This window comes from Ruminococcus sp. RTP21484sp1_RTP21277st1_D2_RTP21277_210401 (assembly GCF_040924225.1).
Lineage (GTDB): Bacteria > Bacillota > Clostridia > Lachnospirales > Lachnospiraceae > Blautia_A > Blautia_A faecis.
The window spans coordinates 53,717-68,150 of the sequence record NZ_JBCOMJ010000030.1; the positions used below are offsets into that span (position 1 = coordinate 53,717).

The 14,434-nt window shown below is 43.5% G+C and carries 9 protein-coding genes and 2 pseudogenes; all 11 read right to left on the minus strand.

The features are described 5' to 3' along the window. Positions 1 to 84: 84 nt before the first annotated feature. The gene (locus AB5706_RS17745) at positions 85 to 1,104 is read right to left on the minus strand and encodes an AAA family ATPase (protein WP_368366231.1); all 1,020 of its coding nucleotides are present in this window, start codon (positions 1,102 to 1,104) and stop codon (positions 85 to 87) included. Beyond that, a complete protein-coding gene (locus AB5706_RS17750) occupies positions 1,085 to 1,276 on the minus strand; it encodes a hypothetical protein (RefSeq protein ID WP_161276680.1) in 192 nt (63 codons plus the stop codon). Before AB5706_RS17750 ends, AB5706_RS17745 begins: the two co-directional genes overlap by 20 nt. 483 nt (positions 1,277 to 1,759) lie before the next feature. Then, positions 1,760 to 1,964, minus strand: a pseudogene (locus tag AB5706_RS17755) (helix-turn-helix domain-containing protein); the annotation flags it as partial. Between the two features lie 154 nt (positions 1,965 to 2,118). Next, positions 2,119 to 2,421, minus strand: coding sequence for a hypothetical protein (locus tag AB5706_RS17760; RefSeq protein ID WP_161276678.1), 303 nt, complete (start codon positions 2,419 to 2,421; stop codon positions 2,119 to 2,121). Positions 2,422 to 2,430: 9 nt separating this feature from the next. Then, positions 2,431 to 2,637 (minus strand): helix-turn-helix transcriptional regulator, encoded by a 207-nt coding sequence (locus AB5706_RS17765; protein ID WP_015533646.1) that lies wholly within the window; start codon positions 2,635 to 2,637, stop codon positions 2,431 to 2,433. Continuing rightward, positions 2,634 to 2,963: a DUF6442 family protein gene (locus AB5706_RS17770; RefSeq protein WP_161276677.1), complete on the minus strand. Its 330-nt coding sequence runs from the start codon at positions 2,961 to 2,963 to the stop codon at positions 2,634 to 2,636. The genes AB5706_RS17765 and AB5706_RS17770 overlap by 4 nt, the downstream gene beginning before the upstream one ends. Positions 2,964 to 3,217: 254 nt before the next feature. Beyond that, the gene (locus AB5706_RS17775; protein ID WP_161276676.1) at positions 3,218 to 3,595 is read right to left on the minus strand and encodes a TnpV protein; all 378 of its coding nucleotides are present in this window, start codon (positions 3,593 to 3,595) and stop codon (positions 3,218 to 3,220) included. Next, the gene (locus tag AB5706_RS17780) at positions 3,520 to 5,640 is read right to left on the minus strand and encodes a recombinase family protein (protein WP_368366232.1); all 2,121 of its coding nucleotides are present in this window, start codon (positions 5,638 to 5,640) and stop codon (positions 3,520 to 3,522) included. Before AB5706_RS17780 ends, AB5706_RS17775 begins: the two co-directional genes overlap by 76 nt. Before the next feature lie 195 nt (positions 5,641 to 5,835). Then, positions 5,836 to 11,874: pseudogene (locus tag AB5706_RS17785) on the minus strand (DEAD/DEAH box helicase family protein); the annotation flags it as partial. 38 nt (positions 11,875 to 11,912) lie between these two features. Next, complete coding sequence (locus AB5706_RS17795) at positions 11,913 to 14,018, minus strand: type IA DNA topoisomerase (RefSeq protein WP_158422708.1); 2,106 nt, start codon at positions 14,016 to 14,018, stop codon at positions 11,913 to 11,915. 76 nt (positions 14,019 to 14,094) lie between these two features. Next, on the minus strand, positions 14,095 to 14,434 hold a 340-nt coding region (locus AB5706_RS17800; RefSeq protein ID WP_368366234.1), incomplete at its 5' end, for a CD1107 family mobile element protein.

Below are 14,434 nucleotides of genomic sequence, written 5' to 3' on the forward strand. Positions count from 1 at the left end.
TCGTGGGCAAGGGAGTTCCCCCTTGACCTCCTTTTGATACCTCCATCATAAAAACAGACTGTCCTCCCATCAGACAGCCTGCATTTATTCTCTCGGTATATCGCCCATCGGCAAAGACCAGTACCACAGAAAGCCTCGTTTTCGGGAGATAACTCCTGCTTTCTTCTTTGCCTTTTTAATGGTCGATTTCTTGAACCCTGCGGCTTCAAGTCTTTCTTCGCAATCCGAAGAAAGCATTTCTCCGTCTTTCAGCATTTCCAAGATAAAATCAGTTGCTTTGATTTCCTTATCGCTCGGTCTGCCCATTTTAGGGGCGAGGGACTGGAACGCTTCTTCTGCTGTCATTTCCATTTCAGAAATAAAGTCCACTCCTTTTTCTGCCACCTCAAAAAGAATTGCCGAGCCTGTCGGGGCAAGGTTTGATTTCACCTGCACCATATATCTTTCCGCAGGTACTTCCTTGTTCGGTGTGCGTGTGATTGCAAGAATACTTCTTGCAGCACCCGCAATATCAATCGAACCGTTGGTGCGATAAAGTGGGTTGGTATCTCTCATCTTGTTCATATGGGCGATAATCACAATGGCACAGCCAGTATTCTTCGCAACCGCAATCAGATGATTAAACTCTGCTCGTGTTTCGTTGGCATTGTTCATTGAGCAGTTCTCTCCGATATAGGAACTCATCGGGTCAAGAATTAAAAGTCTTGCGTGGTACTTTTCGATTGCTTCAGCAATACGGTTATCCCCGAAAGATAAAGATTTTTCATCTTCTTTGATGAAGATAAGATTTTCTCCGTTCCCACCGGCAGAGTTAAAACGGGGGACTACCGTATCGTCTGCATCATCTTCCGTTGTCTGATAGATGACTGTCATAGGCTCTGTTTCTTCATCGGTAAAGGGTAAGGCTTCTCCCTTTGAAAGCAGGGCGGCAATGGAAAGCATTAACTTGCTTTTTCCATCGCCCGGATCGCCCTGCAACAGCGTAACCTTGCCGAATGGAATATACGGATACCACAACCATTTCACTTCTTTCGGTTCGATTTCACTTGCCTTGATAACTTCAAGAGGTACATTTACATTCATTTCATTTTCCATTTTCATCATTATTCTTTGTTCTCCTTTTTGATAAATATTTAGGGCAATGCACTACGATACAGCGGAAACTCTGCTTGCAGTCATTACTGCATTTTCTGCAAAGTTCGTTGTAGGTAATGCGATTTCTTTCATTCAGAAACAACGCCCACTCTTGTTTCCGTTTCCTACTCATTTTCGGCATATCAATCCTCCTTTCCGCCTGAAAACAAAAAACCACAGGGAAGATACTTACTGCCTTGTTTCTGTCATTTCTCGGGGGCGAAAATCGGGTAAAAAACCCTTGCTAAGCCTATCAAAAAATCACGCAAGGTATTTGTACTAACCTGTGGTTATGTATGAAATTGTGGGGTTTTGGGTAACAAAAAACACCGTATTTCTACGATGTTTTCTGTCAGATATATTTTTCTGTGTGCGAATAAATTGTTGATTTTCTGCGTAAAATTGGAATTTCACTTTTCTTATTGTTTCTTATTTGAAACTATACTGCCGATTACCTGAACAATTAGAGCCATTCCTAAACCAACTACACCGCCTGCTAAAATAATCATAAGAATTTCATCATAATTAAATCGGTTTGCAGCAAAAGACCATATTCCTGCTATGGTTGCAAATATTAAAACGGATCCTAAGTACAATGCCTTAACAGTCTTTCTATTCGTTGTTGATACTGGTTCTATTCCTTTAAGAATATAATCGGTTGTGACTTCAAAAAGTTCACTCATAACGATTACTTTTTCTAAATCGGGTGTGCTTTGTTCACTTTCCCATTTTGATACAGCCTGTCTTGATACACCAACCTTATCAGCAAGTTCCTCCTGCGAATATCCTTTTTGTTTTCGTAAATATTGTATTCTATCTGCTATATTCATTGTCAGTTCTCCTTTCCTTTTGACAAAATCATAGCATTTTTTATAGTTGCATTACCACCACCTATGCCTGGAAATGTGTCAACCAACGGTTTCAATCAAGTTTTTCAGTTCAAAAATGTATTAAGAAATTCGGATAATTCAAAGTTTCCTTTGCTTAAAAAATCCCTTTATTGTATTTAATTTGTCCATACAACATAAAGCCTAATCCGACAATAACTGCTGGAAGAATAATAAATCCCATAATCTCTTCACTCCAAAATGAAACTATAAAACCTAACACCAAAGATATTCCGATAATCAGTGTTCCTGTTCCAACGGCTTTTCCATACTTTGGTATATCTTCTTCTTTTACTTTTCGCCTATTGTAAGAATGAATTGTACTGATATTGCCTTTGATATTTACAATTCCCATAACAGATATGACCACTCCTAAAATCAACAACATAATGTTCTCCATAACTACCTCCTAAAAATAGAACAGTTCTTCAAATTTCTTGTCTAAAGCAATACATAAAATCAATGCCAACTTTGCTGTTGGGTTGAACTGTCCAGTTTCAATAGAACTAATGGTATTTCTTGAAACTCCTACCATTTCTGCAAGCTGGGTTTGAGAAAGATTTGCCGCTGTACGAACTTCCTTTAAGTGATTTTTCAAATGTAATTGCTCTTTCATATGCTCACCTCTAAAATTTGGCGAACAAATCCAACAAATGCCAAAACGGAAAGAATGAAAAACATAATGGTCAATAGCAAATCACTCCTTCGTTTCATTTTGATAAAGCGAACTAACCATTGTGTCGTAATAATACTAAAATATATAACCCACGGACTGTAAATCATTGTATGGGCAATCATAGAAGATAATAAAGAAAGTAGACAGCACACTAAAGCCCCCACTCTACTTGCGTGACTTCCTGCTCGATATATCATTTCCATTTCAGCCAAGTCTTTATTTTGATGTTCTTTTCTACTTGCGTTTAAGATTTCTTCCTTTTTCATAAGAATACCTCCGTTCCAAGTTTTCTTTGCACACCTTAATTATACTCATACCAAGTTTTCTTGTCAATAGCGTTCATACAAAAGTTACAACCAGATATAAGGGAATGGCATATCAGATACGAGGTTTATACCTGTTTGCGTTATACTTTTCCGCCACTTCCATTACACTCACAACTTAATGACTTCTTGAATACTTCCCGAAAAAGAGAACTGCCATCAATTAAGACAGCAGTTCTCTTTCGGCTGGTATCCTGTTAAGAATACACAATGTCATTCAGTACAATCTCATCAACACAGGCTCGGATATTGTTCATCAATCCTATCCATTTCATCATATCCTTTCCTTTCAGTTCTTCCGTCACACCCTGCTTTCTTGCCATTTCCTTTATCAGATACTCCGCCATATCACACGCCGAAGTATCAATTTCAGCAAGGTGTTCATATAACTTTCCGCTTGTAAGCAGATTGCAATATAAGACTTTTCTATGCTCCCTCAAATATCTTTCCCTCATTCTTCCGTATTTTGTGAGCGTAGGCGTTTCTCCGTTTTCTATCGTCAAGCAGGGATAGTAGTAATCTCCGATGAGTTCGTACTGGATACCAGTTCTTTCGTCTGTAATAAATCGTTGCATCCTGATTTCTCCTTTTGCTTCTTGTGGTAAAATTCCAAAGATTTCTCGTTGTGATTTTGTTTTTGACATTCTTCGGAACAGAATTTCTGCTGACTGTGTGTAGGCCAGTAGGTACTGCCACACACAGCACAGACACGCTGACGATAATAATGATTTCCTTTTTCTGCTTCTCTGTCGGCTTTTGTCTTATCCTGCCTTGCCTGATAGCAACAATCTTTTGAACAGAAAATCTGTCTGTTACTTGTAGGCTCAAACTCTTTTTGACAGTGAGGACATATCTTTGTTTTGACGATTTCTCCACCGTTTTCAGCGAGTTTTTTCGCCTTTCGCTTCTCTCGGTAGGCTTTTTCACGCTCACGCTGTTTTGCCAATCGTTCCGCTTCTATCTGTTCTTCCTGTGCCTTTATTTCAGCAAGTTCTTCTTCCGTATAGGCAATATCGACCTGCCCGACATAGTTGAAATAAATATCAACCTTTTGTGTCCTTGCTTTTCCCACTCCCTCTGCTTCATAAACCACAATCTTGTCAATGAGTTCGGCAAACATCAAATCGGATATTTCTGTCGGCTCTTTGCACTTGCGTATCAAGGAAATGAAATGCTTAATATCAACCGTATTTGTCTTTTCTTCGGTCAGTTCCTGTTGCATTTCCTCAATCTTCGTTTCCAGTTCTGCCTGCTCATCATCATACTGCTTCATCAGTTGCTTATACTGCCTTTCGGGCAGTAATCCCGAAACAAGATTTTCATACAAGCCACGAATAAGTTTAGAAAGTTCGTCGTATCGCTTCTGAAAACGGTGCAATTCCGATTTATTCTGCTTCGGCTTTTCTGTCTGCTTTTCATTCCAAAGTGCTTGAAGTTCCTTTGCAAAGGCTTCCTCATCATTCAGAACAAATCTTGATAATCGTTTGACAGCCGATAATATCAAGGCTTCAACATTATCAGCACTAATTGAATGGGCAGAGCAGGAGTTTACTTTGCTTGCATACCCACCGCAACGGTAAGAATACTGCACCGAACGGTCTTTTTTACTGTAATGCGTTTGCAGGGTCATTCTTCTGCCACAATCCGCACAGTACAGATAACCGCTTAAACGGTTGCTATGCGTACCTTTGGCTGCTGTCCTGTTCGCTCGTTTCTTTCGCTTCTGAACGCTGTCCCAAAGTTCCTGCGAGATGATAGACTCGTGTGTATTATAAAATACATACTGTTCATCTTCATCGGTATTCTTCCTTTTGTGCAGTTTGAAATTCGTACTGACCGATTTACGCAAAACGGTATGACCGAGATATTCCTGTCTGCTTAAAATCCCTCTTATGGTTGACATTCCCCAAAGATACGGGTCTGAAAACTTCATTCCGTTATACTGCTCGGGGTGATATTCCTTTGCGTGTGCTGCCGGAATTAAAACCTTTTCTTCGGTAAGCAATTCAGCAATCGTTCTCGGACTTTTGCCCTCGTTGGCAAGCAGAAAGATACGCTTTACCACCTCAGAAGCCACAGGATCAACGACAAGCGTTTGTTTGTCGGTTGCTAATCGGTTATATCCATAGGGAATTGAACCGCTGCAACGCTTTCCGTCTTTCATACGGGCATCAAACACAGCCTTGATTTTATTGCTTGTGTCTTTTGCGTACCATTCGTTCATTATATTCAAAAACGGGGCAAAGTCATTATCCGAAGCATTGTTGCTGTCGATACTGTTGTTTATCGCAAGAAAACGGACATCTTTCTGTGGGAACAGAACTTCCGTATAAAAGCCGACTTGCAGATAGTTTCGCCCTAATCGGCTCATATCCTTAACGATTATCGTTGCGACATTTCCTGCTTCTACTTCCTTAATCAACTCCTGAAAACTCGGACGATTGAAATTCACACCCGAAAAACCATCGTCAGTAAAATGGCGAGTATTCGTGAAGCCATTTCTTCGGGCGTAATCTTCCAAGTATTGCTTTTGGTTGGTTATTGAATTTGACTCACCATTAAGGTCATCATCTCTTGATAAACGCTCATAGAGTGCTGTAATCTTTGAAGTCCTTGACATTCTCTTATCCTCCTTTCCTTATGTAATCTGTTTTGGTATTAAAAGTATTACTCCCTCTACCAATAGGAGAAAATAGGGATACAAAGCGGAACTGTTTTTCAAGAAAATCAAAATATTTTTTTGAAGTTCCAAGACCGATTTTGATAGCCTATTTTCAATTTAGGAACGCATTATTTATCGTCCTACTAAAGTATAGCCCTCCGGCGAAAGTTCAATCGCCGTAACCGTCTCCCCAAAAGCCGCCGCCCAGGAATCAAAATGTCCGAGGCCCATTTTCTGGATTGTATCATATTGTAAATACCGCATGATGGTGTAGAGTTCAACCATACTATTGGACACTGGGGTCCCCGTTGCAAAGGTAACTCCTTTTCCTCCGGTCAGTTCATCTAAATACTGGCATTTCATAAACATATCGGAGCTTTTCTGTGCGTCCGTCTGGGCGATTCCGGCAATGTTCCTCATTTTTGTGTAGAGGAACAAATTTTTATAATTATGGCTCTCATCCACAAAGAGCCTGTCTACGCCAAGCTGTTCAAAGGTCACCACATCGTCTTTCCTCGTCTGGTCATTTAATTTATCCAGTCTTGTCTGCAGGGATTTTCTTGTCTTTTCCATCTGCTTGACTGTATAACGGGTTCCCTCCTGCCCTTCTGCATCCTCAATCGCCATAGTAATATCACGAATCTGTTTCTCAATCGCTGCCGCCTGACGTTCTACAGAAAGAGGAATACGTTCAAACTGGCTGTGCCCGATGATAATGGCATCATAATCCCCGGTAGCAATCCGGGAACAGAATTTCTTTCGGTTGGCAGGTTCAAAATCCTTCTTTGTGGCAACAAGGACGTTTGCCCCCGGATAGAGCCGCAAAAAATCACTGCCCCACTGTTCTGTCAGATGGTTCGGCACCACATATAAATTTTTCTGGGATAATCCAAGCCTTCTGCTTTCCATACCTGCCGCAATCATCTGGAAAGTTTTTCCTGCACCGACACAATGGGCAAGCAGTGTATTATTTCCATATAAGATGTGGGCAACCGCATTTTTCTGATGCGGCATCAGCGTGATTTCCGGTGTCATACCCGTAAACTGAATATGGCTTCCATCGTATTCACGTGGACGGCTGCTATTGAATAATTCATTATACTTTTTGCATAATGCCTCTCTTCGGTCTATGTCACGGAAAATCCACTCTTTAAAGGCTTCCTTTATCATCTCCTGTTTCTGTTGTGCCAGCATGGTTTCCTTTTTATTCAAAACCCTGTGTTCCCCGTCCGCATCCTCAATGGTATCGTAGATTTTCGTATCACGCAGGTTTAAGGCATCCTCTAAGAGACGGTACGCATTTGCTCTCTGGGTTCCATAAGTAGACTGCACAAGGGCATTACCCCTGTTGTCCATATTTTTCCCGGTAATGTTCCACTGCCCATTAACGGCTGCATACCGGACATCAATCTTGCTTCCCAGATAATAGCCCGGTGTATGAAAGGTTTCCCCCATAAACTGTGTTATATACTCTGTATCAACCCAGGTTGCCCCCAGGCGGACTTCAATCTCCGAAGCATCCAGGTCTTTCGGCTGTACTTTTTTAAGATACTGCACATTGCCTTCATACTCCGGATGGTTTTCGGCAAATCTCTCTGCAATCCCCAGCTTTTCACGTACATTTCCGGACAAATATTCATCCGAGGTTTCCCACTTGTCTGTCAGTGGATTCCGGAAAATTGCGCCTGCCAGTTCTTCCGTGATTTGTTCCTCTGTTTTTCCCGATAATTCTGCCATAAACGGCAAATCCACTTTTGCACGTTCCCCGATGGATACGGCAAGGGCTTCACTGGCGGTATCCACACTGGTCACTGGTTCTGCCCTGCGGATGGTACGCTTGCTGAAAATATCTGCTTTACGCTTCAGCTTTCCTTCCTCATCCAGATATTCCAGAGATGCCAGCAGACAATAGCTGCTGTCCTGCGAAAATGCCCTGCGGTTTGCCGTACTGCTGATCAACCCATACCGGGAAGAAAAACGGTCATACTGCTGATTCAATTTTTTCTGCAGAAGAGCTATCTCTTCATCACTGCCATCCTCCATCTGACACTGGATAAGTTCCTGTGTCACATTTCTCAGCTCAATCATCCCAAGTACACGTTCCGCTGTCAAAGCTGGCAGTTCCACCGGATTCATCTTTGAGTTTTCCCGGTAATATACTTTCCCGTCTACATTTGTAAAACTGAAATTCCTTACCGCCGGGTCTGCCGGAATGGAACGGTCTGTTTCTGTCAGTTCAAAATCGTCCAGTGTATTCTCCGTAATCTCTCCCTGTATATGGCTTATCGCCTCTTTTAACTGTACCGCAAGTTCCATCCCTTCAATGGGTTTTACTGTCACTTCCTGTTTTCCGTACTGTGTACTTTCTACAGAAAGTTCCCCTAACACCATTTCCGGATGACGGACAAAGTAGGCATTCATCCTATATCCTTCCGGTGTTGTATCAAGCTGTACCCATTCCGGCTGTTCCAAAGATGCACAATCTCTTTTCTGGAGAAACAAAATATCTGACACCACATCTGTCCCTGCATTCTTTCGGAAAGCATTATCCGGCAGACGGATGGCTCCAAGTAAGTCAGCACGATTGGCAATATACTGACGGACAGCCGGGTTCTGCTTATCCAGTGTGCCGCTGGAAGTGACCACTGCCACAACACCGCCCGGACGAACAAGGTCAAGGGATTTTGCAATGAAATAATCGTGTATCATAAAATTGTGGCGGTCGTACTTTCGGTCAGCTACTTTATAGCTTCCAAATGGCACATTGCCAATCACACAGTCAAAGAAGCTGTCTGGGTACTGCGCCGTTTCAAATCCCTGCACAGAAATATTATTTTTCTGGTAAAGCTGTTTTGCTATCCTCCCTGAAATGCTGTCCAGTTCCACCCCATACATTTTCAAATCTTCCATGCTCTTTGGTACAAGTCCCATGAAATTTCCAACACCACAGGATGGTTCCAGTACGTTTCCTGATTCCAGCCCCATATTGGAAAGTGCTTCATACATGGCATGGATCACAACCGGAGATGTATAAAAAGCATTTAAGGTAGAAGCCCTCGCCGCCCGGTATTCTTCTGGAGACAGTTCTGAATATAATTCCGTAAATTCCCCTGCCCACTGATTGTTTCCTTCCTCAAACGCCTGTGAAAGTCCGCCCCATCCTACATAACGGGATAAAATTTCCTGTTCCTGCGGAGTTGCCAGACGGTTTTCAAGTTCCAGTTCATGCAGTAACTTCACCGCTTCCATATTGGCACGAAATTTCTGCTTCGGTCCGCCTTCCCCCAAGTGTTCATCCGTAATACGGAAATTAATCAGTTCCGGTCTGATGGTTTCCTGTGCTGTGTCCGCATGTTCCACTGCTTCCGCCTTTTGCTGTTTTGTCGGCTCCTGAAATGGGATTTCCTCTGCTTTTTCTGTCCCTTCTACTGTCTCCGGTACAACTTTCTCCTGCTCTGCTTCTTTCTCTAATGGCTCTTTTTTTTCTTCTTTATCCTGTATATCAGATTCCATCCAATCAAACAAAGACAACTGCTTTCCATTTTCCACCGCTGTTTCCTGCACACGTTCCGGGAAGATGGTATACGTCCCCTCCACATATCCATGTAAGTCCACAAGGAACTGTACCTTTGCTTCATAGCCTTCAAAATCCAGTGGTAAGGATGCAAGGGCGGCATCCATCTTTTCCACTAATTCTGCTGCTGTTTCCGTATCTTCCAGTGCTGCAGCCAGTTCAATTCTTGCGTCATCATGGAAAAAATCATCTGTAAACGGACGTTCTGTTTCTTTTGGCAGACGGGCATAAAAACTAAGGATACGGTTTACCATCTGTTCCCGTTCGTATCCCGGCATTCTGGAATAATCTGCAGCTTTTAGAAATTTATCATTTTCAATCAGATACGTTACCCTCTTCGCTACCTGCGGCCATTTCAATAGTACCTGCGTATCCGGGTTTCCAAAACTTCCCCTCGCCAGCTTTAATCCTTTTCCGTTATAGTCCGCATGAGAATCATCCGCACCGTCAAGTGCATGACTGCATCCGCCTGTCCCGTACCGTTCCTTTAAAAAATCTGCCATTTCCTTTTCCGTTTTATTCTGGAGATAAAAAGCATAGGTACTCAACCTTCCATCTGAATAGGAACCGCCACGGGCAAGAAACGAATCTATCTCATCCTGTGTAATAAACAGCGGATGTTCCTCCCATGCAAATCCGTCTCTTGCGCCAAATGGCACTGCCTCTTTTGCAAATTTTTTAAACTGTGCCGATACCTTATCCGGACGGTAGAAATGAAAACGCATGATGTCTTTGTCCTCCGCATAGGCCAATGCTGCGCCCTCCAGGCGCTCGTTTATTTCCGACAGATATTCCGGCTGTGCCAGCAGTTCACTGAGGTTTTTTACCGTATCCGGGAATCCATGATGAAAAATCTCTGTGTCACCAAACACAATCTCTGCTACGCCTTCCGCCATATCGTGTTTCATGTATGCCAATACTGTCGCATGTTCTTCCAAAGCATTCAAACGTGCCGCATCCAGCACCACCTGGGGAGCGTATTCCCCCTGACGCAAAAGCTGGTGGATACGCCCGCTTACCTCTTCCCATGAAAGAAATACCTTATCCAAAATCCTGTCCGTTACCGTATGCCCCACTGCAACCTGCATTCCCAGCTCATCAAACCAGACGGAATACTCTGTACCGTCAATGACAAGTCCCTTTCCGCCTGTTCCATATTCCCGGCGTACAAATTCTGTATATTCCTCCGGTGTCTGCTCAATCATAAAATTATAGATGATACGAAGCTGGCTTCCTTCCCGGTTGCCGCCCACACGCAGCACTTCATCCACCACATCCGGGGATATGGAAATCTCCCCGGCATATAATGCAGCCATACGTTCCTCAATCTCCCGTATCTGTTCCTTTGCAGTCGGAAGTGCAGGCAAAGAAAAAGCAGAGGCTTCTATCTCCTCTGCTTCACTCAAATCCTGTTCTGTTGTTTCTTCACTTAACTGTATACCAATTCCGTCAAGATGCTCTCCTCCGCCATCGCTGTCAGGCTGTTCATATGGGCTGTCCATGCCATCGGATCGCTCTCCTTCTCCGGAGCCGGATAACGTTCCAGCAGCCCTTTCATCAGTACTTCCATTCTCTCCTGCGCTGCCTTCTCGGTCTGTGCCAGATGATTCTCCAGTTTCCCGGTCAGCATCATACTCTGATACCAGTTCTTCCGATGTTCCTTCAGAAATGTCTTCCGAAGCATCCCGTATTTCCCGATTGCCACTGTCTCCTCTTTGATTATCAGGTTCGGAAACAGATAATCTCCCTTTCTGTGATAGGTCAGTTCCATGTTCTATCTCTCCTTTGCTCTTACTTTTGCGAATTAACGTGTTAAATTCATTATAGCCGATGTAGTTTTGATCTGCAACCGTTTTTTCCTGTTCTTCCATTTGGATTTTTCGTATGGTTTTCCCAATATCCATAAGTATAGGCTCCACAAGCTGACTGACTGCATTTCCAAGAAATGATAAAACCGAAAGTCGGTTAAAATCCGTAATCCCGAAAAAATGTTCCTCCTCCAGATATTCCATTGGGTCAATACCACATCGGCGTGATAAAATATAAAAAGCACTGTTTGAATACAGTTCCCGGAACATGACACGGATACTGTCCTCGTCCAGTCCATACAGGAAACTGTCCTCAATCTCATACTGCAGCCCCTCCATCGCTTCCTCCAGATTCTCCTCTGCCATATAAGAAGCTACTGCCATCAGTGCATTGGAAAGGCTTTCCGTATCTCCCCCTTCAAGCCCATAGGCATCTGCCAGATGGTCTAGCACCGCCTCCTCCTGTTCTTTCTGGAGCTGCCACAAATTCGGTGTCCTTCCGCCTTTTACCATGTGTGTGTCTGAAACATCAAATACATAACGAAGCTGCCGTCTCGGTCCTGTGTCATCTATCAGGGCGATTCCTTTCGCCCCACGATTTACCCATCGACCCATCCTCTGATTCCATGCTTCCAGTGACACACAGGCGGTTGCATCCGGACGCTGGGCATGGATCAGAAGTGTATCCGAGAACGGATAGCGGTACAGCTTTGCCGCCGTATCCAGATACTTCATCCAATCCTTCGGTGAACTGCTCACATCCTTTGCCGTGTATTCCGCCAGTCCCCTTATCTCCTGCAATCTTGCCATGATAATCCACCTCTTTCTTTTCTATTCCATTTCCATGCTTACACTTTTCCTTTGTATTTTCTGCCTCTTTTTTTAGGAAACTCCATCTGGAAAGCCACCCTTCCCTCACTGGTATCCAACAATAAATCCGCAGAAAATAATTTTCCTGTTTTACGGGAATAAAAATCATCTGCATGGGTACGCCCACCTGTCAAAAGCTCCACTGCCATCTTTTTGTCAAGCTGTTTTCTCATACCGGAAAGATAATGGTTTTCTTTCCACAAGGCAAAGGAACACTCCCGGCTGGAACAGTAAAAATTCTGTTTTCCCTCATATACCGGGCTGCCGCAAAGCGGGCAGATGCCAATCTGTTCCCTCGGATGGAATCGCTGCAGTTCTTCCTCCGGTATTTCTTTACATCCCTCCATGACAGTTTTTACAAGTTCTGTAACCCCTTCCAGAAACTCTTTGCCATCAAGCTGCCCTCTTTCTATCAAAAGCAGGCGGTTCTCCCATTCTGCTGTCATGGCGGCAGATTTCAGATACGTTGGAATCACTGCCGTCAATGCTTTTCCATCCACTGTTGGAAGTATCTGTTTTCCTTTGCGGAGGGCATAACCGGAAGACACCAGCTTTTCGATAACAGCAGCTCTTGTGGCAGGTGTGCCAAGCCCTTTTTTCTCTGTTTCTGCATCAAACTCTTTGTTTCCTGCAGTCTCCATTGCCATTAACAGAGTATCTTCCGTAAATGCTTTCGGAGGTGATGTAAAATGTCTGTCTGCCTCCGCCTGTATACGGGAAAACTCCATCCCCTCCTGTAGATTCTCTTCCAATAATTCCTCTTTATTTGTATCCGTTTCTTCCTCTCCTGATTTTTTCAGGGATGCCCTAAACCCGGTGGCAATTTTCCAAAATCCAGGTTCTGTCATACGCTTTCCTTTTGCCATAAATTCATGTCCCGCACACTGTACCGTAATCTGTGTTTCTTCATATGTACATTCTTTGGAAACTGCCTGAGCAAGACGCTGTCCGATCATACAATATAGGTTCCTCTGTTTTTCCGTAAGCTGTGAGAATCCTTTTTTGACCGATTCCTTTGTAGGAAGCAGTGCATGGTGGTCAGAAACCTTGTCATTATTGATAATTCTGCCTACATCGTATCCCATATTCCCCTCTAAAAAGGGCAGTATCTCCGGCAGCACCTCCAAGAGTTCCATCGTTGACTGTTCCATATCTTCCGTAATATACTGGCTGTCTGTACGGGGATAAGTTACCAGCTTGTCCTCATAAAGTTCCTGAAGCTCCTGTAATGTTTCCTGTGCTGTGTACCCAAAGAATCGGTTTGCCTCCCTCTGTAATGTCGTAAGGTCATAGAGTTTCGGCGGCATCGTTTTCTTCTGCTTCTTTTCTACCTTTACAATTACCGCCTTTTCTCCCTGACAGCTCTCTGCCAGTCTCCTTGCTTCTGTCTCTTCCTTAAAATTTTCAGATACCGCAGTAAATCCATCTCCTGTAAGCGTAACTTTGTAAAAAGGTTCTTTTACAAAAGTATCTATTTTTTCCTGCCGTTCCACCAGCATGGCAAGCGTTGGCGTCTGGACTCTTCCGATCACCAGACGTTTATAATATTTCGTTGTAAAGGCTCTGGTTGCATTCATGCCGATAAGCCAGTCCGCCTTTGCCCTGCACACAGCAGCTTCACAGAGATTCCCATACTCCCTGCCGTCCTTTAAATGAGCAAATCCGTCACGAACTGCACCATCCTCCATCGAACTGATCCACAGTCTTTTTACGGGAAGCCTGCTTCCGGACAAGTCATAAACACGCTTAAAAATCAGTTCCCCTTCCCTTCCGGCATCACAGGCATTCACCACATACTCTAAATCCGGACGGTTCAGCAGTTTTTTCAATACCTCAAATTGTTTTTTCTTATCCCTTGCCACCGCAAGCTGCCAATGTTCCGGTAAAATAGGAAGCTGTGAAAACTCCCATTTCTCATAGCGGCTGTCATATACCTCCGGGGACACGTATTCCGCCAGATGTCCGAGACACCAGCTAACGATACAGTCTGCACCTGACAGATAACCATCCTGTCTTTTTCCTGCTCCCAATACTTTCGCCAATGTCTGAGATACACTGGGTTTCTCTCCAATCACTAAATACATTCCATTCTCCTTTCCAAAAAAGGACAGCCGTTTTCTTTTCGGCTGCCCTTTTCCTATCCATCCTTAACTTTGTTTTTTATTCTTCTGTGTCATCCTCGTCCATGTGGTTTTCAGAATCTTCGTTGATGTAATCTCCTTCATAAAATTCCAAATCCTCATCTCCGGCATCCTCTTCCTCTTTTTTAGGCTTTACAACCTTAAAATAATAAACACCACCGCATCCTGCTACGGCAAGCAGCGCAATGGCAAGCAACGCCCCGGTATTAGTCTCTTTACTTTCTTTTTCCGGCTCCTTTTCCGTTTCCTCAACTGCAGGTTTTGTCTCCGGCTGTGGTGTAATGACTGTTGGCTGTTCTGTTTCCTGTTTCTTTGTTTCCGTAACAAACTCTGCCAGATCATCCTCATCAATCATGGAA

Coding starts and splice junctions, on each gene's coding strand:
- AB5706_RS17765 (WP_015533646.1), bottom strand. CDS start 2,637: ATGAAAGAGCAATTACATTTGAAAAATCACTTAAAGGAAGTTCGTACA.
- AB5706_RS17775 (WP_161276676.1), bottom strand. CDS start 3,595: ATGCAACGATTTATTACAGACGAAAGAACTGGTATCCAGTACGAACTC.
- AB5706_RS17795 (WP_158422708.1), bottom strand. CDS start 14,018: ATGTATTTAGTGATTGGAGAGAAACCCAGTGTATCTCAGACATTGGCG.
- AB5706_RS17750 (WP_161276680.1), bottom strand. CDS start 1,276: ATGCCGAAAATGAGTAGGAAACGGAAACAAGAGTGGGCGTTGTTTCTG.
- AB5706_RS17780 (WP_368366232.1), bottom strand. CDS start 5,640: ATGTCAAGGACTTCAAAGATTACAGCACTCTATGAGCGTTTATCAAGA.
- AB5706_RS17745 (WP_368366231.1), bottom strand. CDS start 1,104: ATGATGAAAATGGAAAATGAAATGAATGTAAATGTACCTCTTGAAGTT.
- AB5706_RS17770 (WP_161276677.1), bottom strand. CDS start 2,963: ATGAAAAAGGAAGAAATCTTAAACGCAAGTAGAAAAGAACATCAAAAT.
- AB5706_RS17760 (WP_161276678.1), bottom strand. CDS start 2,421: ATGGAGAACATTATGTTGTTGATTTTAGGAGTGGTCATATCTGTTATG.